Raw genomic sequence first — 16,505 nt, forward strand, 5'->3', positions numbered from 1 at the left:
GTCCGTTAGGTAACGGTAACCGTATGCACGGCCGCAAAGTTTCCGTCTTCCGTGTTGATGATGATCTGCGCGCTGCCGGTGGCGACGCGCGTCACGGTAACGGTATTGCCGGAGGCAGTAGCTGTTGCTTTGGTCGCATCAGTAGTCGCAACAGTGAAGTCTTTGTTGGTTGCGCCGGTTGGTGCGATATTCACCGTAAAGGTACTGCTACCGCCAGCGGCACCTGTGCTTGTAGCAGGAGAAACCGTAACGCCAGTAACCGGAACGGTTGTCATTTCGTTAACTTCAATAGTGCTGGCATCCCCGACCTTGAACTCAGTGGAGAACGTAACGATGTCGTTGGTGCCACCGTCGGAACTCAGCGCCGTGATGTTCATGTAGCCGATAAATTCGACCGGGCCGTAGTCCATGCGAACCCAAATACCGGGCTGACGCCTGGCCTTCAGTTCGTCAGCAAAATACTTGATGAATTTTCCGACGCCATACTGATCCAGTTTGTCCTTCTTGCGGACTTCGCCTTCAAAACTCAGAGTGAAGTCACTGTTGGTGATGATGGTCTCGACATAGCCGCCACCGTCATCCGCATCCGAGGTAACCGAGTTCGGGTTGAAGTCGAAGCCCTTGGACGTACCAGCAGCCAGCGCCATCCACTCCGTTTCGAGTGGTTTGACATCCGGACAGCCATCGGCGACTTCCAGCACGACCGCTCCGCCGAACAGGCGCTCGTTAGAGCTCTGGCAATTAGCCATGTGAAACTCCTCTTTGACGTATAAAAGAAAACCCGCTGAAGCGGGTTATTTGGTTGGAATGGCTATTCGCCGTAAGTACAGGCGAACTGGAGTCGGAAGACTATTCGCCCTTCTTCTGTGAGCACCGGCGCGGGGATTGCGCCCATGTTCTGGATGTAGCCGACGCACTCGTCAGCCATGGGGTTGGCCTGGACGTAATCGACGATGCGCTGCACGGCGCTGAGCGCGTCTTTGCGATTATTTTTCGCGCCAACGACATCGACGAGCACATGATACTCAGCTCCGAGATTGGTGCGGACATTCGAGCCACCGTTTGGCCTGAATACCATGACTGCCTTCGACAGATCACTAGGGTCGTCATACATAAGCTGCTGCACTGTGAAACCGGCGGTTAGCCCTGCATCAACAAACATGTTCCGCACCCGCTCATGCATCATGGGCATCATAAGGTCATTTCCTTCTTGAATGCTTCATACATGGCTTTCTCGTTATCTCTCGCAGGCCAGTAGAGAAATTTAGGGTTACCATTAGGCCCCCATATAACCCCTCTTGAACCAGGAGCCTCTCCGGCCTTTACTGGGCGATCCGTCTGGGTGTTTAAATATTTACCCGGAGCATCATGCACATAAACTGCATAATTCGCTGAATACCCTACCCGTCCGGTTATCAGAGTCCCATTGAAGTCAATTTCTCGGAATTGGCTATTCAGTAACGTTGAGGTATCACGAGGCACCTCTTTTGCGGAAGCAGCGCCAAGGATCAATATTGCCGATTGAATGCCGCGGACTGCCTTTCGTCCAGTAATGTCTTTAATGAGGATGTCCATTTTGGACTTAGCCTCTTTCATGCCGCGGACTCGCCCTGCCATCATCAGACTCCCGTAATTATAGCCCAGTCATCTTCAAGACCATCGAGTGTGTCATTCCAACGCGTAGAAGCTCGTATTTCATCTGCCTTAGTGTTTAATGGATCAAGTTCGGCACTGGTTCCAATAAGAATGTAATCACCCTCTTCAGCAAGTGCGAAAGCTGTAAAAAAAGTATTTTTTGCAACCACCTCTTTACCAATCTGGCCAAGTTTTGCGGACATTCCGCCAATGTAATCACACATGATGATAATTGGAGGTTCATACCCCAATGGGTCACCATATTCATCAAATCCAAGATTCTTCCAAAAAGTACATGGTTTGTTGTATGACCAGAGAGCCGTAGACGACATTACACCACCCTCGTATAGGATCGACCCTGCCGGATATGAGCAATAGTCGCTTTTGAAACACCATACTTGCTAGCGATAACAGTGAGTGAATAACCTTCAGAAATGGCGCGACGAATTTCGCGCACCTGCTCATCAGTGAACTTGGCGTGTGGCGGGGTAATACCGAACATAGGGTTACCAGAGCCTGAATTCTTGGCTGATATCTTAGCTTTGACTTCAGGCTGTCTGCTCATACCTGCACAGGCCGGAACTTTGCCGAACCAGCAGTTCTTATCTCCACGCCGACTTTCCGCCATATTCGCCCTGGATTCTTCGGTGTGTATAACTCCGAGGCTACTCCCAGCGTTTGGCGCAATGTTGAAAGACGGGTTTAATTCGCGAAAGAATCGCTGTTCGGCTGCAATAAGTTCGGATTTATCACTCACTACTTCCAGAACGGAAAACTCAAAGAAGCCTTTTCCATACTTATTCCATGACTCCTGAAGATTTCTGTTCCCATGAGTTCCTTTCCGCAACTTATAGCGATGACTCGCCCACCGTCCTGAAATATTAACCGTGGAACCGATATACTCCTCACCAGTGATGGTGTTAGTAATCTGATAAACGCCTGCCACGCCATTATAAGATGGCGCATTATGATGCTGATGGCTTAAGATTTGATGAGCCATGAGTTACCTCCGCAATAGGTAATGATGGTTAGAGCCGGTGGCAATGTTGACGCATTCCCCGGCTCGTTAATTTTACCATTTGCTGGCTTTTTATACACCAATTCTCACTCCCTCCATCGCAGCACAACGGCGCCTGTGGCGCGTATGCGGTCGCAGTTGATGTACCACTCACCATTGCTTTTCACGTACGCCGTAGTTTGCTGGCCGGTATCGGTGATCACCCACACCCGGGTAAACGCCCGCGGCAGCCGTTGCTGAACTGAAATCCACGCCATTAACAGCCCCCGACCACCATAAACAGGCCCACACTGTTGCCGGCGCTGATTGGCAACTCACCGGTGCAGCCGCTGGTATCCAGTTTCGCCAGAGAGTCGCGCAGCCAGGTAATGCCATCGTCACCGTAATCGAACGAGCGCGACGCTCCTGATGGCGCCCCTTGCGATTTTATTCGCCGGGCACCGGAAGACGTCGCCATGAGCGCAGCGGCATACATCAGGATGAGCTTTGCCGTGCAGTCGTCATATCCCGCACCATCGAGGCACGGGATAATCTTGTTCACCACGCAGAGAATCGGATCGAGCAGCGAGGAGGGAATGGCGTAACCCAATTCACCGAGGAACGCCTGCACGTCTGCCGCTGTGATTGGGTCAGCCATGGTTATTTCGCCTTCTTCGATTTGCTGGCAGATTCTTCCTGCTGCTCTGCCTGCTCTGCCTGCTCTGCCTGCTCTGCAGCATCATTACCCGGCGTAGCCACTTCCAGTGTCTGGTCGTCATCACTGATGATTTCAACCAGACCGGCTGCCACCCAGCGCTTAGCGACATCGCCGCTTACCGAAACCTGAGCACCAACCTCCAGTTTCTGGAGATTGGCACCGGAAAGCAGGTTATCGCGAACCACTTTTACCAGTGCCATAGTTACCCCTTAGCTGTGCGCGTAAATAACAGATTTGCGATTGTTGATGTCGGTCTTAACCATCAAGCCCATCGCACCCCAGGTGCGCCAGACGTAGTCACTGTTATAGAACTGACGAGGGTCAGCAACGGTGCCGACCGCCTGGCCGACAATCGGAGCGATAACGCCGGCGGTAAGCGGAACAATGAGGATCTGGTTACCAGATAACTGCGCATCTTCTTTGATGGCTGCAATGCCAGAAAGCTTCAGCAGCTCCTGCAGGATGGTGTCAGACTGGTAGTTGTCGCTGAAGTAGCGTTCCAGATTTGAGGTGATCTCGCCTGAAACATACCAGGTCTGCTGTGCATACTGCAGGTTGGTCAGCTTCATCACGTCGCGCAGAGCAATGGCTGCATTGCGGATTTGCTCAGCCGTTGCGCTTGAGCTGGTGAAGTCGATATTCAGGCCGGAAGCACTGAGATCGACAATCTGCACCCGCTCATCGGCTTTCACCCCCTTCCAGGTCTTGCCATCAAAAGCGATATAGTTGCCAGCAGAGTCACGGAAACCGTTGAAGACGTAATCAACGTACTGACGACGAACATCATCAACAGAGCCGCGCTGAGCGTCGGCCAGAGAAGCCAGAGCGGAGCCTTTGTTGAAAATAGGGTCACGCCACTGGAATTTGAAGCCAGAGTCGTGGATCGGAACCATCGTACCGTCGAAGGTGTACGCGCGCGCATCAAGCGCCGCACCAATCTGGCCGGACATGGAGGTATGCGCCCAGCCGCGGCCACCGGTGCGAGCATACTCGTACACGGACTCTTCAAGACGGACAGAGCGGGACAACGGGATCAGGTCGTTAAGCAGAGTGAATTCAGTAGTTGGTTCGAATTCAGCCAGCACAGTCTGATCATAAGCGCGATACAGGCGGCGGATATCGTCGACAGCGTTCGTCGCGTCCAGTGCCGGAGTGTTTGCCGCATCACCACGCCAGCGGGTGCGGGATACGAAATCAGCAACGGCCTGAGCACTCATATTGCGCGCCAGTTGCAGCTCATTGAACTGCGCCTGGTTCGCTTCGAGGTTGCCCGTCTCAGTCGCGCGTCGGGTGGAAAATACAAACATTCAGTCTCTCCTTACTTGAACACGACGCGAACCAGATCGCCTGCTGTGGCAGTCAGGGACTTGTCTTCTTCGACATAGGCAAAGATGGTTTCACCTTCTGCCAGTGCTTTAATTTGGCCATTGGCCACAGAAACCGGCTGGCCCTTGGTGTAGGTACCAGCGGCAGCGCGAACGTTGAGGAAAACGCCCGGCGTTGGCTGGATGTTTACCACCCAGTCACCGATCGCATAGGCATCGTCAACCGTTTTGCAGCGCAAATAGTCGTAGTTAGCAACGTAAAGAATCGCGTCTTCAGCGCCATCAACAGACGGTGTAGGCTTGGCTGCACTGAAAAAGATAACGGTACCCGGCAGAAACGCTGCGGCCGCAGAACCTTCACGATTAAGTTGCGGGTTGGGGAAAATCCCGCCCGCGTGAATTACGTGTTTCCCGTCTTTAGCCATTTTTTACTCCGGCATTTCGCTGAAAGAATCGTTGTTGTTGACCGGACGGAATGCACCATTCAGGCCGGTAGAGGTCTGGCACTGAGCAAACAGGCCATCAAGGGCGGCGCCGTCAAGCGCATTCACCGCCAGGTCATCCAGCCCGAATTTCGCTTTTACGGCAGCGCGTTTTTCGCCTTTCTCTTTGTCAGCGTTCACGGCAAGGCCTGACTTAACGGCTGCCAAATCATCAGCAAATGGCTTAAACCATGCCGGCGCTTCTTCGCTGTTGTTGGCCTGCTCTTTTTTCTTAGGCTTGCCGGTGGCGGGATCGATTTCGTCGCCGCCATCTTTCTTGGCTGCCGCCTTCTCTGCCGCTAGCTGGTTGTAAGCGTCCATCAGTTCGGCATCGGACTTGCCTTCAGTCGGCTTACCCGCGGCTTGCAGCGCATTGATAATCAGTTCTTTCATCGGATCGTTCTCTCCGTTGGTTTTAATCTCGTACTCAATGGGTTTGCGCACGACTTCTACAGGTTCGCCGACGAACACGGCTTTGCCGTCATCATCGATGAGGTACTTCTGCTTTAGGTATCTGGTGTCATCGCGGTAGATGAAGCTGTCTGGCCACACCGTTTCTGGCCATAGCCACTTATCTTCTGTGTCACCCTCGCGAAGCTTGTCGCTGATAGCGCGTGAAATGTCGTCAAAAGAGAAGTTGGATGCATTGGTGAAGAAGAATTTGGTCTTGTTGAGCAGGCCTTCGCGTGTGCAGTCGATACCATCAGCAAGGCGAGCAACTTCGATCTGCTGCTCATGACCTTCTGAGTTAACGAAGATGCCCACGCCTTCTTCCGGAGTTCCGGCGCCAGGCTCATCGAGCAGCACCGCCACATGGTCAAACATCATGTTGGTGGCGATCTCGTTGTACTTCTTGCCCTTCGACTCGCCATTAGCGGCAATGCCGGAATACAGGAGCCCTGTGGAGATGTGGATGGGTTCTGAGTTGGTACCGGCGATCATCTCATCAAGGCGGTTAATCAGGCGCTTGCCCTTCTCGCTTGACTCGGCGTACTGGCGGTTAACGTACATATCGCCCGTCACCTTCCCACCTTCGTGGCTGACGTTCTGCAGCCATGCGCCTACGTGATATTCATTCACCGCCCGAACATCGCGAGCAGACACATGCTTGCCGTCAACCTTCGGGTGGCCCAGCGGCATCGGGTTACGCTCAAGAGTGTTGTAGGCCTTTTCGATTTCTGCTGCCGGGTACAACTTCCGGTTCATCACGATATCGTCCACGACAGGCGTGATGCCGCGAACCACGATATGTGGCTTGCCGTCGATGGTTTCAGTTGTGATGTTTGAAGCGGAGTTGACGACGGTCAGCACGTTAACGCGGTTGCGTTTCATGCTGGGTCCTCATTGGTGGATTTCAGGCAATAAAAAAGGCCGCCGGAGCGACCTTATAAAATAACGATAGCTAAATCTTGCCCTTCGCTGCAGTTACAATCCCGTTAAATTCAGCGCAAGCTTCAGTGAGTGTCTTAAAATATCTCGTGTAGAAGGCGTCTTCTCCATTATTGAAGTAAATCGAAACATCAAAGATCTCTTCATCACCAGTATCAATTGAAAGTTCTACACGAAACTGGGTTCTTCCCTCGAGCCAAATAAAACTTTTCAGTGTTGCCTGGATAACCTCTTCCATAGTTCACTCCACTTAGATATGAAATCATGTGCAAATGGACTATAAAGGCAACTTACCTGCCACTCCAATTTATTCTTTCTTTCTGCAGTTTTTCAGCAAGCCCATGATTGAAAATGCTGCCGTCGTCGTTTAGCAGTACCGGAATCTGGCTGCAATAGCAGTTGTAACGATTGCCGTTCTCTGCGTAGAAGTCTCGCACCTGCTCGGTGGTGTAGACCTTGCCGTGACGGCTGGCGTGCCAGCTGCGCGTCGTCGGTTTGAGCGCCGACAGCCACAGAAGGCCGGTATTCAGGCCAAGCCGATCAGCCGCCCAGTCCGTTTCGTTCCATTGCGCCTGCCGCAGCGCACCGACCTGTTCAGTCTGAGCTATGGTCTTGGCCTTCGACATCGAAACATCGAGGCGCTTGCTGATGACGCTGGCCGTCTCGCGAGGATTCACCCCGCGCGCGACCGCATCAGTGATGATATTGGTCAGATCGCCGCGGGCGGTGTCGCTGATGACCTTCCAGTCGCTAAAAGTAGTCAGCCTGGCCGCCGCTATCTGGTTCAGATAACCGGGGCTGTTTAAAAGCTGCTGAAGCGTCGTCTGGCTGGCATATACCTGCGACTGTTGCGAGAGGTTGTTGAATGCCTCCAGCGTGCCGCGCTGCGCCTCTTTGGCGACGTAATCCATCGCCCACAGGTTTTGCTCGCCACCATCCAGCAGGTAATCGTCGAGAATGGCCTGCACCGCTTCCAGCAGGTCCGCCAGTTCCTGCGCCGACATGTCGTAGATGAACTTGCCGGCATTGACCTGGTAGAGCCTCACATCCTCGCCGTGGTCATGGCAAAGGAAGTGCCAGTTATGGCTGTTAACCTCTCGCTCTCTCCCGGTCAGGCGCTGGTCGAACAACGCTTTAAGTGCGCGCTTGATGCCGAGATACCGGTCCTCGATATCCCGGAACATTGCGCTGACCTGCTTCGCCGAGCGCGTCGGGTCAACCTTGCTGCGCGGAACTATCGGCAGCCCCACCTTTGCCGTCTGCTCCGGTGTCATCGGCCAGTGGATCATCGGTTGTTACCTTGTCATTCGGGTTAGGTGGTTGCTTTGGCTCAGACAGAGGGTCGAGGCCTACAATCTCGCGAAGTTCGTTGGCCGTGAATGGCGGTTCGCCACCGTAGAAGCCTGAGGTTTTCTGAACGATATCAGCTAGTTTCGAAGCATTCTCGATTTTCTCCTTCTCGCCAGGAGCCATCAGGTCGGACCATGAAATGGTGACCTCTCCATTTGTCGGCGGATCGATAATGCCCAGGGTCCAGAAGCGTTCCAGCAAAGCTGTGATTCGGTCGGTCAGGAAGCCGTTGCGGCGGGTGTTGCGGCGAATGGCCCAGTCGGTTTTATCCTCATCGCTCGCCAGGCGCCCGGTCTGCTGTCCAAACAGGATGGTGAACGGGATTTGAACTGATGCCGCCAGTTCGTTGGCGGTGACCTCCCACGTCGGCCCCGGGTCGCCAGGAGTTACACTGAGGACGTGCATCTGTCCGGCCTGCATGACCGCCGCCGCATCGGTGCCGCGGTTAAGCTTGTTGACTTTGTCGCCCATCGCTTCGCCGAGGTCAGCATAACCAGCTTTCTTCGCCAGATCGGACAGCGTAGCCATGTCTGTTTCTTTGCTGAACTCGACCGCGATCTGCCGGCTGGCATTTTTCAGGAAGCCCTCAGCGCCACCGCCGGAAATCTTCTCAAGGTCGAGTCCTTTGTTGTATCCGGCCTCAAGCAGGGGGATACCCGACAGAACGTTGTCATCCTCTGAGCCTTCGCAGAACAGGATCACCCTGCTCGGATGGACTGGCTCACCGCGCGTAGGACCGACGAAAGCCTCGTCTCCAACCGGCTGCTCGTTGAAGTTGAACATCTTCGGCTGGCCGAACGTCTCGGACTGGCGATCGTTATCCCATTCTGCGACAGTTAACTGTGGCTCCCATACCGGGATAAGTTTTACCAGCGCTGACTCGCCCAGGGATTTCACCAGTCTGGTATCAACTGGATCGCTCCATGGCTTGTTATCTTTCACCTGCAGCAGCAGTGCGGAGTATCGCCCGACCATATTGCGGCGGTCGGCATCCTTCACCTTCGGCCACCATTTCTTCATGAATCTTGTGACGTTCTTTTCCCACGGGTTAGTTTTCTTCGCCTCCTGGGACTCATCACCGTCAACGATGACCGGATAGTCCTGCCAGCAACCGTCCAGAAGGCGATGCACCACAGCGAAGCCGACGGCGTTGCGCCGGTACATGTTGTAGAAGTCATGGAAGGTAATGGTGCGCGGGTAGCCAAACTCCTGATAGAGCGTGGGGCGTTTGGTGTTACCTCCGCCGATACCGATGGCGTTAAGGTAATTCGCTCGCCGCATCTCAGTGGCGAGATTGTTCACAGCCAGTTGAAGGCCGTTATCTTGTTCGCTCACTGGCGATGCTCCTTAGAAGAATACTGTGCCGACCTGCTTGCGGTTGTTTTTCGCCACGGCAAAGTAGCGAAAGCTGTCGGCGCCGTGCGATGTGAAGTCATGAAGGGGCTTGTCTTTCCAGCAGCCGCGCTTGTCGTCCCACTCCTTGCGGTAACCTTCGAGGTGGGAGATGCCAACAGCGCACTTCTCCTCATCGAATACGCAGGACTTAAGGATTTCACGCACCGACTCGATGCCGGTGTCGATCCCCGCTTTCGGCACAACGCGGAAGTTCATCGAATACATCCGGCCGTCAATCTCGTAGCCCTCGCGCGCCAGCTCTTTGCGAGACTTCGCATCAGCTGCAAACTCGCGGTTCTCGATGTCGTGCGGACCCCAGTGCTCACCGTACTCATAGCCGCGGTCTTTCAGCACCTTCATGTAGTGCCGAAGCCCCTCGCCGGAGTTTTCGTAGTAGTCGATGATGTGAAACTCTTCGCCGACCTCGCGAACGAACCAGATCGCCGTGGAGTCCCCCACACCAATATCCCAGAACGTGTGAACCGGTAGATGTGAGTTATCCGGAATTTGGCCGATCCGCTTGTTGGTGTAGAGCCAGCGGAATTGTTTGGCGTAGTACGCGCCCTCGACCGACTGCTGGAACGCCTCGGCCGGAATGGTCGGGTATTCGCGCTTCATGTCGTCGCCGAGCGTCTTTTCTTTGGCGTAATACCACGCCTTTTGACATTCGTTAACGACTATGCCGTGTTTCGCCTCCATCTCAGCGAAGTACTCAAGCAGGCGCGCCGGCAGAGGTTCTACCGGGTCAATTGCGTATTGCGGATTCTTCCACCATGAGAAGAAGAAAAACTTCCAGTCCAGCGCAGATAACGGCTTGCCCTGCAGCAGTGCTTTCTCTGCCGTCTGGCAATAATCGAAGAAGTAACCCGCCCGGCCCTCTGCGGTGCTCTCGATAGTTGCGAAACAACCTGTTGATACCGCCTCAAACGCACCAGTGACGATTTCACGGGCTTTATCCGGATACTTGGCGCATATCTTTCCGAACTCGGAAACGTGCAGGTAACGCAGCGTGCCGCCACGAAATGAGGTGCTTACGTAGAGTGATCCGCCCTTCTTAAAGACCAGCTCGCCGGCTGAGTCGTTGCTCGCCGGATTGGCTGCCTTTATCTCCGCCGGCAGCTTGTCGTAGGCATATTTCACCTTTTCCCGGAACAGGCGCTTTGCGTCATTCAGCGTGTGGGCGATCAGCGCGCACTTTGCCGACTCGAACAACGCCGCATCGAGCTGGATGATGCACACCTCTGTGGTAAATCCGAGCTGGCGAGCTTTCAGAATGATATTGCGGGTATGAATCCCCTCGAAATATTCCCGCTGCTCCGGCGTCATTCTGAAGCGAGTCGGCTTACCTTCTTTGTCGGTGATCCAGTAAAGATTGTTCAGCCGCCAGTCTTTATCAGCTAGCAGCTTGAGATGCTCAGGCTTCATTACGCCCCCTGAGACAAGGAATCCATCAGTTCAGAGAGTTGCTTAACAGAATTGTCACCTTCCGGCCCGTCGATATCATAGGCCTGGCGTTCAAGTCCGATCAGGTTCTTCAGCGCTTCGCTGAGAGCCTTCACCGATTTAACGCGCTCCGGCATGCTGATGACCTTGTGGTAAATCTCGTTGAGCTTGTCCTGTCCCTTGTCGTCTGGGGCAAACATCAACTCTCCGAGCTTCTCCAGCGCGGCCACATCAGTGCACTCAGCGCCTAGTTCATCAAACAGCGCGTTCGTTATCTGCCTGGCGCGCTTGATATCACCGCGATGCTCCATGCGGACACTGGCGATTACCTCTGCAGTCGCTTCAATCAGTACGCGTTCGTTCAAAGTGACTTTACTGCGTACTTGTTTGCGTACCTCTGCTTTGCGTACCAGATCGTCAGCTCGTTCTTTCACCTTCGCATTCAGGTCACGCGACCAGTCGTCACGCTTTGCACGCTTACGGATAGCGCCTTCGCTAATGCCGTGCTGCGATGCGATTTCACGGAGGGACATCACCCCGGCCCGGTACGCCGTCTCGATGGCCTCCCAGTCGGGTTTTCTCATGCTCCATTCCTTATTTTATCTGCTCGGCACCTCTCTAAGAGCAGCGCCATTGCTGCTTTCTTTTCGCCTGGCAGCGTGAGTGGGTTTGTCTCCTATAAGAGACAAAAGCTATTCAGAAGTTAATGCGACTCACTATAGAGAGAGGCCTTGTCCAACGTGTTGGACATTTAATAGTGGCCAGTATAGAAGGGCAAACCACCGCGTAGGAATTTAAAGTTACCGGAGTAGGAACAGCCACGCGGAGGATTAGTCAACACAATAGAACGCACCACACTATCAACCAACCAAGGAGGTTTTATGTCTCATCTCGAGGTAGTTTTATTAATCACCGCATATTTTTCGATGGCTAAAGCAATGATTGAATTCACTCTGGCTTTCCGGCAATTGATTGCCGACCTTTCTCGACGCTCCTAATCCCCGCCTTATCCAGATTGCACTGCCCCAGCGCAGAGTAAAGCTTCGCGTTTAACTCCAGACCAGCCTGCCACGTGAACGGAGCCTCCATTCCGGGGATCGGTGTGTCTGCATTTTGCCTAGCCATTAAAAAAGCCACCAGAAGGTGGCCTTTGTGATGGCAATAAGAAAAAACATCGTACTACCTGACTAGTATTTATTCAATTTCTAATCCGATCTGTTCTGCAGCGTTACGAAATGCCTCAAGCTCAGCGCGATTTTCATTACGCGATTCGCTGCTCTTGTGCATCGTGAAAATATGGCTGGCACTGCTAGCCTGGTTGTTGGACGTTTCCAAACTGCATACTACTCTGAATATAATATACAGATCATTTTCATGTAGTTTTGACCAATCATAGCCAATTTTGGTAATTTCATGCTTCATTGCAATCTCCATTCCACAGTTTGTGATTGCAGATTACATCTAAGAATAAGCCAAGAAAAGTATTATCAAAGAAATTTGCCGAGTGGCTCTGTAATGCCTTACCTCAGGCACTGCGTGGTGATGTATTCCTGCAGCGCCCTCAAGGCTGTTTGGTCTCTGACGATTCCGGACCGAATACCGAGAACGTTTCGTCCAGCAACTGCAGAGAGTTCGACGGTGGCATCATCGCCCATGCTGGCGGCGCCGGTGGTTTGGGTTGCGGCTGACACTGGACACTTGCCTTTGACGAGCACCCGACCACCATTATCAAGCTTGCGCTGCAGAGCATCATTTTTAGCTTTCGCATCGGCTAATTCCTTCGTGTATTTGGCATCGAGCGTTGCAGCATCGCGCTGCCTGACCTGCATGTCAGCGATGGTGTCTTTCGCCAGGCTGAGTTGCTCAGTAGCTTTATCGCGCTGCCTTTTGAACTCGGTCGCGTTGCTGTGGTAGTGACTGGCCAGCCAGCCGAGGCTGACTATCAGGCAGATCACTACGGCGCTGACAATGGCGGTTAATCGGCTCATTTCTGCCCCCACATACAAACTTCTCGCTCAATCTCGCGCCTTGAGATAAGGCCTTTCCACTGCTTCCCGCCAGCGTAAGTCCAGCGCTGCAACTCCTTGCACGCTCCCGGAACGTCTCCAGCATTCAGTTTCTTCAGCAGCGTGGAACTGGCGAAAGCGCCAGATCCAACGTTGTAGGTGAATGAGTAAAGCGCGGCGCGGGTAGGATCAGGAATGCGGACTTTGATGAGTGGGTCAATAGCGTTTGCCACCTTTAGCAGATCTGCTTTCAGCAGGTTATCGCATTCCCTGTCGGTGTAACGATGTCCGCGGCGAATATCGGCGCCAGTGTGGCCATCGCAAACAGTCCAGACGCCGACAACATCCTGATAGGCGTAATAATGCCTTCCTTCCAGGCCGTCAGCATTACCAAGCATGACAGAAGCAATTGCGATCGCGCCCGAACCGCCGGCGATCGCACCAATCAGCTTATTCCTCAGCGTCGGGTTCATCTCGGCTCCTGCTGCGTCGGTTGTCTTCGCGAATCTTGAAATACAAATTCGTCAGATACGTAAGTACGGCGATGACAATGCCCACCAGTACGCCGATGGCATTCCACTGCTCGGGGCTGTAGGCATTTAGCATGCCGTTAAGGATGCTCCCGGCTGAAGCGCCATAGGCAGCACCAGTGGTTATCTTTTCCATGCGATACATACTCTCACCTCGCGTTGTTAGCGGGTGCTGTGCGTGTTTGAAAAGGTTCAGGGCCGTCGGGCTGATTTACCAACAAAGCGTCGAGGGTGATTCCCGCGACCCTGAAAATAAAAAAGCCCGCAAAAAGGCGGGCAATAAGCATGAGGGTAATAGCAATGTCGGTGATGCCCGAAAATACCCTGGCTGGGTCTGGCGGCCTGCGACGCTGTTGCAGCATCGCCCCTGATGGATTGGATTATGAGTCCGTCATCAGGTCAGGCCATTATCTGGCGCACCATTCAGGACTCGAACCTGAAACCGATAGCTTAGAAGGCTATTGCTCTCTCCGGTTGAGCTAATGGCGCTGAATTGGTGCCGGCTAACGGATTTGAACCGCTATCCATTCGCTTACAAGGCGACTGCTCTACCATTGGAGCTAAGCCGGCTAATTTGGTGGAGCCCGATGGAATCGAACCATCTCCTGATACTCTTCAGGCATCCGCGCGAACCATCTACGCCAGAGCTCCGTAATTTGGCGGGACGACGTGGAATCGAACCACGATAAGCAGGTTAACAGCCTGCCGTAATTACCTTTATACGATCGACCCTCAATCTGGTTCAGGGCTCTTGCGCGGCGGGTGTCGACGTGTCGTGCAGCACGTCTCTACCCAAGAGCCCTGACCGGATCGCAGGCATAAAAAAGCCCCGGCGGGATGCCGAGGCTAATTTTACAAACTGGTATGTGACTATCATCTTCATGCCGCCACTTAAAGTTAAGGCAGCATATAAAAGTAGACTCAAATATGACGTATTTAATTGACTTTTGCAAGACCCTGCTGCGAAAAAGTCGCTTTTTGTTGTGATCGCGTTCTCACGGCACAGAGAAGAGAGTCGCTATCAAGCCGCTTAAAAATGGCGCACATAGCCCGCCAGTAATCAGCGTAGTTATGGCACCAGTTATCAGGCTTAACGCCACACAGGGCTGCAAGATCCTGATGTTGGTATACATACTTACCAGCCAGCTCTGCTTTCACGTCCTGCGCCGCCAGCCATATCAGTTTCTTCAGCCGCACCATCGTCTTGCCGGCCACTTTCTTAGCGCCGAGTTGATCACGGAATTCTTCCCATGCCCACTGCGTTATCGCTACCTGATATTCAAAGCGGATGTTCTCGCTGTAGTTCCACAGCAGCCACGCTTTCTGATGCTCTTCCAGCGACAGCAGAGCCCGGCGCCAGCTTGCCGTCGAATACTCAACAGGCAGAACGAGAGCGATCGACGAACCCTTAGCGCGGGACTGGCTGCCGCTCATCGGCGGCCCGTCCGGGTTAACCATTTTTTGCTTCACCTCGCTATATACCTTCTTCCGGCCACGGCTGCGCGCCGTAGCGGTGAATTGTGCGTTCTCTGCAAATGCCACCAGTTGCCCTTTCGTCGCGCCGCTCAGATCGGCGGTTGCCACTATCAGCTGCTGGCGAACAAATTCCAAGTATTGAGCTGTCATGCTGTCTCTCCCAGGGTCTGATAGATGCGAACGAAATTTCTCAGTATGCGGTAGTCAACCAGTACGGTGCCGCGGTGCCGGCAGAGGCGGAGCTTTTGCCAGCGTTCGCGGATGCGTTCGATAACGTCGTGGTTCATGCGGCCTCCCGCTCTTTCAGTGCTTTGAGCTTGGCGCGATACTCATCGCGGATACGAATAAAGTCTTCACGGCGGTAGTTGGTCATTTCGTGGGGTCCGTTAAGCCAATCGACATACTCCTGTCCGTAACGAGCGACCAGGCCAGCTTCGTATTGCTGAGCAACCGTCGACTCTTTGGCGGTGTACTTACCGGCCCCGGCATTGCACGATTTGCACTGCTTATGAGCGTTGCGCTCTTCAAAACGCAACTCAGGGTAAGCGCCAACCGTTTTGAAGTGGCCGCAGTCCCACTGGCCGCCATGCAGATCAGGCGGGTTGGTCTCGCCGCAACTGATGCATGGCAAACCAGCATCACGAGCGCGGATGTAGGCGTTGAATGCCTTCTGAGCCTGGGCTTTGTAGTAACCGTTAGGTCTGAGCTCAGCCAATCTTGCTTTACGGCGCTGGCGCCCCGCCTTCTCTTCGGTACGCTGGCGCTGAGCCTCCTTCTGCTTAGCGGCTTCCCGGGCTTTTGCTGTCTTTTTTTTGCCGATCGCGCTGGCGCATTCAAAACTGCATACCACCTGCCCTTCCCGGGAAGGATGGAACCATTCGCGGCAGTGAGCGCATTTACGACGTGAAGGTTTACGCATGTGGCCTCCTTGCTCTCAGGCGGAGCCACTTCTTATCGACCAGACGGGCTGTGTAGTCTTTCAGGGTCGGGATGTCGGAAGGCTTAACTTCGACCTTGCGCTTGCGGCGCGCCGGCACGCGGAAGATGCCGCGCTCCATTACTTTGGCGAGAAGACATTGCATAGCCATCACCCCGCAAAGCTCAGCAACTGACTGGCGGCATTTTCAGCCTCAGTCGGCGAGTGGAATTTGCGACGCAGAATGTAGTTCCAGAGCACATTCAGCACTGATTTGTAGACGCCGTTGAACTGGCTGTCGTCCATGCTGGCGAAGGAGATCGACTTTGCGACACGACGACGGCTACCGTCAGGCATCTGGTATTCGTCGTAAAAGCCAGCCTGAATGGTTGCCCACTCGCGGAAGGATTCGAAGTGTTTCAGCAGCGCCATATCGCGGGAACGGGAGATACCGACCGATGAGAGATACATCTCGGAGGCGTTCTGGAGCGCAGCGCGCTGATCGAAGTCGGATGAAAGGAAGTCGATAAACCCGGATATGAGGGTACGCTCCGCGGGCTCAATGAGACCACCGGAAGGGGTCCAGTAGTGATACCCGAGAGTCAGAAGCTTGAAGAACTTTTTGTGGAATGCGTAATTCCGGGGCTTGCGGAACTCACCGCAAAGCAGTTGCCCTACGGGGATAAGTTGCAGGTATTCGCTGGTTCCCGGTTCTGCGGGAATCAGTACGTTTTGATAACTCTTCTCAAATTGCAGTGTTTGCGCCATGTGTCCCCACTTGGCGCCGGGGTAAAGTTGTCAGTTGTCCAGACTGACTAAGTAATTATCGCCCGTCACGGGGAT

25 protein-coding genes and 4 tRNA genes are annotated in these 16,505 nt (G+C 53.7%); all 29 read right to left on the reverse strand.

Annotation, left to right across the window (positions count from 1 at the left end; genetic code table 11):
* Positions 1-5: 5 nt before the first annotated feature.
* Positions 6-749: a phage tail tube protein gene (locus tag KHQ28_RS11615; RefSeq protein WP_064147785.1), complete on the reverse strand. Its 744-nt coding sequence runs from the start codon at positions 747-749 to the stop codon at positions 6-8.
* Between the two features lie 62 nt (positions 750-811).
* Entirely contained in the window at positions 812-1,195 is a 384-nt protein-coding gene (locus tag KHQ28_RS11620) for a hypothetical protein (RefSeq protein WP_032737419.1), read from the reverse strand.
* Entirely contained in the window at positions 1,192-1,596 is a 405-nt protein-coding gene (locus tag KHQ28_RS11625) for a hypothetical protein (protein WP_221928564.1), read from the reverse strand. Before KHQ28_RS11625 ends, KHQ28_RS11620 begins: the two co-directional genes overlap by 4 nt.
* 23 nt (positions 1,597-1,619) lie before the next feature.
* The gene (locus KHQ28_RS11630) at positions 1,620-1,967 is read right to left on the reverse strand and encodes a hypothetical protein (protein ID WP_064147868.1); all 348 of its coding nucleotides are present in this window, start codon (positions 1,965-1,967) and stop codon (positions 1,620-1,622) included.
* The gene (locus tag KHQ28_RS11635) at positions 1,967-2,635 is read right to left on the reverse strand and encodes a GIY-YIG nuclease family protein (protein ID WP_064147867.1); all 669 of its coding nucleotides are present in this window, start codon (positions 2,633-2,635) and stop codon (positions 1,967-1,969) included. Before KHQ28_RS11635 ends, KHQ28_RS11630 begins: the two co-directional genes overlap by 1 nt.
* A 104-nt stretch (positions 2,636-2,739) precedes the next feature.
* Entirely contained in the window at positions 2,740-2,910 is a 171-nt protein-coding gene (locus KHQ28_RS11640; protein ID WP_064147866.1) for a hypothetical protein, read from the reverse strand.
* Positions 2,910-3,290 carry a hypothetical protein gene (locus KHQ28_RS11645; RefSeq protein WP_064147865.1) on the reverse strand — a complete coding sequence of 127 codons (381 nt, stop codon included), beginning with the start codon at positions 3,288-3,290 and terminating at the stop codon, positions 2,910-2,912. The genes KHQ28_RS11640 and KHQ28_RS11645 overlap by 1 nt, the downstream gene beginning before the upstream one ends.
* Before the next feature lie 2 nt (positions 3,291-3,292).
* A complete protein-coding gene (locus tag KHQ28_RS11650; RefSeq protein WP_064147864.1) occupies positions 3,293-3,550 on the reverse strand; it encodes a hypothetical protein in 258 nt (85 codons plus the stop codon).
* Positions 3,551-3,559: 9 nt separating this feature from the next.
* Positions 3,560-4,657, reverse strand: coding sequence for a major capsid protein (locus tag KHQ28_RS11655; RefSeq protein ID WP_004178847.1), 1,098 nt, complete (start codon positions 4,655-4,657; stop codon positions 3,560-3,562).
* Positions 4,658-4,668: 11 nt separating this feature from the next.
* Positions 4,669-5,100: a hypothetical protein gene (locus tag KHQ28_RS11660; RefSeq protein WP_004178846.1), complete on the reverse strand. Its 432-nt coding sequence runs from the start codon at positions 5,098-5,100 to the stop codon at positions 4,669-4,671.
* Positions 5,101-5,103: 3 nt separating this feature from the next.
* Positions 5,104-6,489, reverse strand: coding sequence for a DUF2213 domain-containing protein (locus KHQ28_RS11665; protein WP_064147863.1), 1,386 nt, complete (start codon positions 6,487-6,489; stop codon positions 5,104-5,106).
* Positions 6,490-6,559: 70 nt separating this feature from the next.
* Complete coding sequence (locus KHQ28_RS11670) at positions 6,560-6,784, reverse strand: hypothetical protein (protein WP_055314336.1); 225 nt, start codon at positions 6,782-6,784, stop codon at positions 6,560-6,562.
* Between the two features lie 52 nt (positions 6,785-6,836).
* The gene (locus KHQ28_RS11675; RefSeq protein ID WP_064147862.1) at positions 6,837-7,835 is read right to left on the reverse strand and encodes a phage minor head protein; all 999 of its coding nucleotides are present in this window, start codon (positions 7,833-7,835) and stop codon (positions 6,837-6,839) included.
* On the reverse strand, positions 7,762-9,231 hold the full coding sequence (locus KHQ28_RS11680) for a DUF1073 domain-containing protein (protein WP_055314338.1): 1,470 nt from the start codon (positions 9,229-9,231) through the stop codon (positions 7,762-7,764). Before KHQ28_RS11680 ends, KHQ28_RS11675 begins: the two co-directional genes overlap by 74 nt.
* Positions 9,232-9,243: 12 nt before the next feature.
* Positions 9,244-10,716 (reverse strand): hypothetical protein, encoded by a 1,473-nt coding sequence (locus KHQ28_RS11685; protein WP_055314339.1) that lies wholly within the window; start codon positions 10,714-10,716, stop codon positions 9,244-9,246.
* Entirely contained in the window at positions 10,716-11,318 is a 603-nt protein-coding gene (locus KHQ28_RS11690) for a hypothetical protein (protein WP_055314340.1), read from the reverse strand. The genes KHQ28_RS11685 and KHQ28_RS11690 overlap by 1 nt, the downstream gene beginning before the upstream one ends.
* Before the next feature lie 610 nt (positions 11,319-11,928).
* Positions 11,929-12,156 carry a hypothetical protein gene (locus KHQ28_RS11695; protein ID WP_055314342.1) on the reverse strand — a complete coding sequence of 76 codons (228 nt, stop codon included), beginning with the start codon at positions 12,154-12,156 and terminating at the stop codon, positions 11,929-11,931.
* Between the two features lie 98 nt (positions 12,157-12,254).
* Complete coding sequence (locus tag KHQ28_RS11700; RefSeq protein WP_055314343.1) at positions 12,255-12,722, reverse strand: lysis protein; 468 nt, start codon at positions 12,720-12,722, stop codon at positions 12,255-12,257.
* On the reverse strand, positions 12,719-13,213 hold the full coding sequence (locus KHQ28_RS11705) for a lysozyme (RefSeq protein WP_055314344.1): 495 nt from the start codon (positions 13,211-13,213) through the stop codon (positions 12,719-12,721). The genes KHQ28_RS11700 and KHQ28_RS11705 overlap by 4 nt, the downstream gene beginning before the upstream one ends.
* Positions 13,191-13,415 (reverse strand): class II holin family protein, encoded by a 225-nt coding sequence (locus KHQ28_RS11710; RefSeq protein WP_019704119.1) that lies wholly within the window; start codon positions 13,413-13,415, stop codon positions 13,191-13,193. The genes KHQ28_RS11705 and KHQ28_RS11710 overlap by 23 nt, the downstream gene beginning before the upstream one ends.
* A 267-nt stretch (positions 13,416-13,682) precedes the next feature.
* Positions 13,683-13,759: transfer RNA gene (locus tag KHQ28_RS11715), tRNA-Arg, on the reverse strand.
* A gap of 5 nt (positions 13,760-13,764) precedes the next feature.
* Positions 13,765-13,840 (reverse strand) — tRNA-Thr (locus KHQ28_RS11720).
* A 5-nt stretch (positions 13,841-13,845) separates the two neighbouring features.
* Positions 13,846-13,921, reverse strand: a tRNA-Phe gene (locus KHQ28_RS11725).
* A 6-nt stretch (positions 13,922-13,927) separates the two neighbouring features.
* A tRNA-Asn gene (locus KHQ28_RS11730) sits at positions 13,928-14,002 on the reverse strand.
* 204 nt (positions 14,003-14,206) lie between these two features.
* Positions 14,207-14,896 carry a bacteriophage antitermination protein Q gene (locus KHQ28_RS11735; protein WP_055314346.1) on the reverse strand — a complete coding sequence of 230 codons (690 nt, stop codon included), beginning with the start codon at positions 14,894-14,896 and terminating at the stop codon, positions 14,207-14,209.
* Positions 14,893-15,033 (reverse strand): YlcG family protein, encoded by a 141-nt coding sequence (locus tag KHQ28_RS11740; RefSeq protein ID WP_055314347.1) that lies wholly within the window; start codon positions 15,031-15,033, stop codon positions 14,893-14,895. The genes KHQ28_RS11735 and KHQ28_RS11740 overlap by 4 nt, the downstream gene beginning before the upstream one ends.
* Positions 15,030-15,665, reverse strand: a complete 636-nt coding sequence (locus KHQ28_RS11745) for a recombination protein NinG (protein WP_055314348.1) — start codon at positions 15,663-15,665, stop codon at positions 15,030-15,032. The genes KHQ28_RS11740 and KHQ28_RS11745 overlap by 4 nt, the downstream gene beginning before the upstream one ends.
* Complete coding sequence (locus KHQ28_RS11750) at positions 15,658-15,828, reverse strand: NinE family protein (protein WP_032413853.1); 171 nt, start codon at positions 15,826-15,828, stop codon at positions 15,658-15,660. The genes KHQ28_RS11745 and KHQ28_RS11750 overlap by 8 nt, the downstream gene beginning before the upstream one ends.
* Positions 15,829-15,833: 5 nt before the next feature.
* Positions 15,834-16,430: a DUF1367 family protein gene (locus tag KHQ28_RS11755; RefSeq protein ID WP_055314349.1), complete on the reverse strand. Its 597-nt coding sequence runs from the start codon at positions 16,428-16,430 to the stop codon at positions 15,834-15,836.
* Positions 16,431-16,505: the final 75 nt, after the last annotated feature.

Source organism: Klebsiella sp. 28 (assembly GCF_018223905.1).
Lineage (GTDB): Bacteria > Pseudomonadota > Gammaproteobacteria > Enterobacterales > Enterobacteriaceae > Klebsiella > Klebsiella pneumoniae.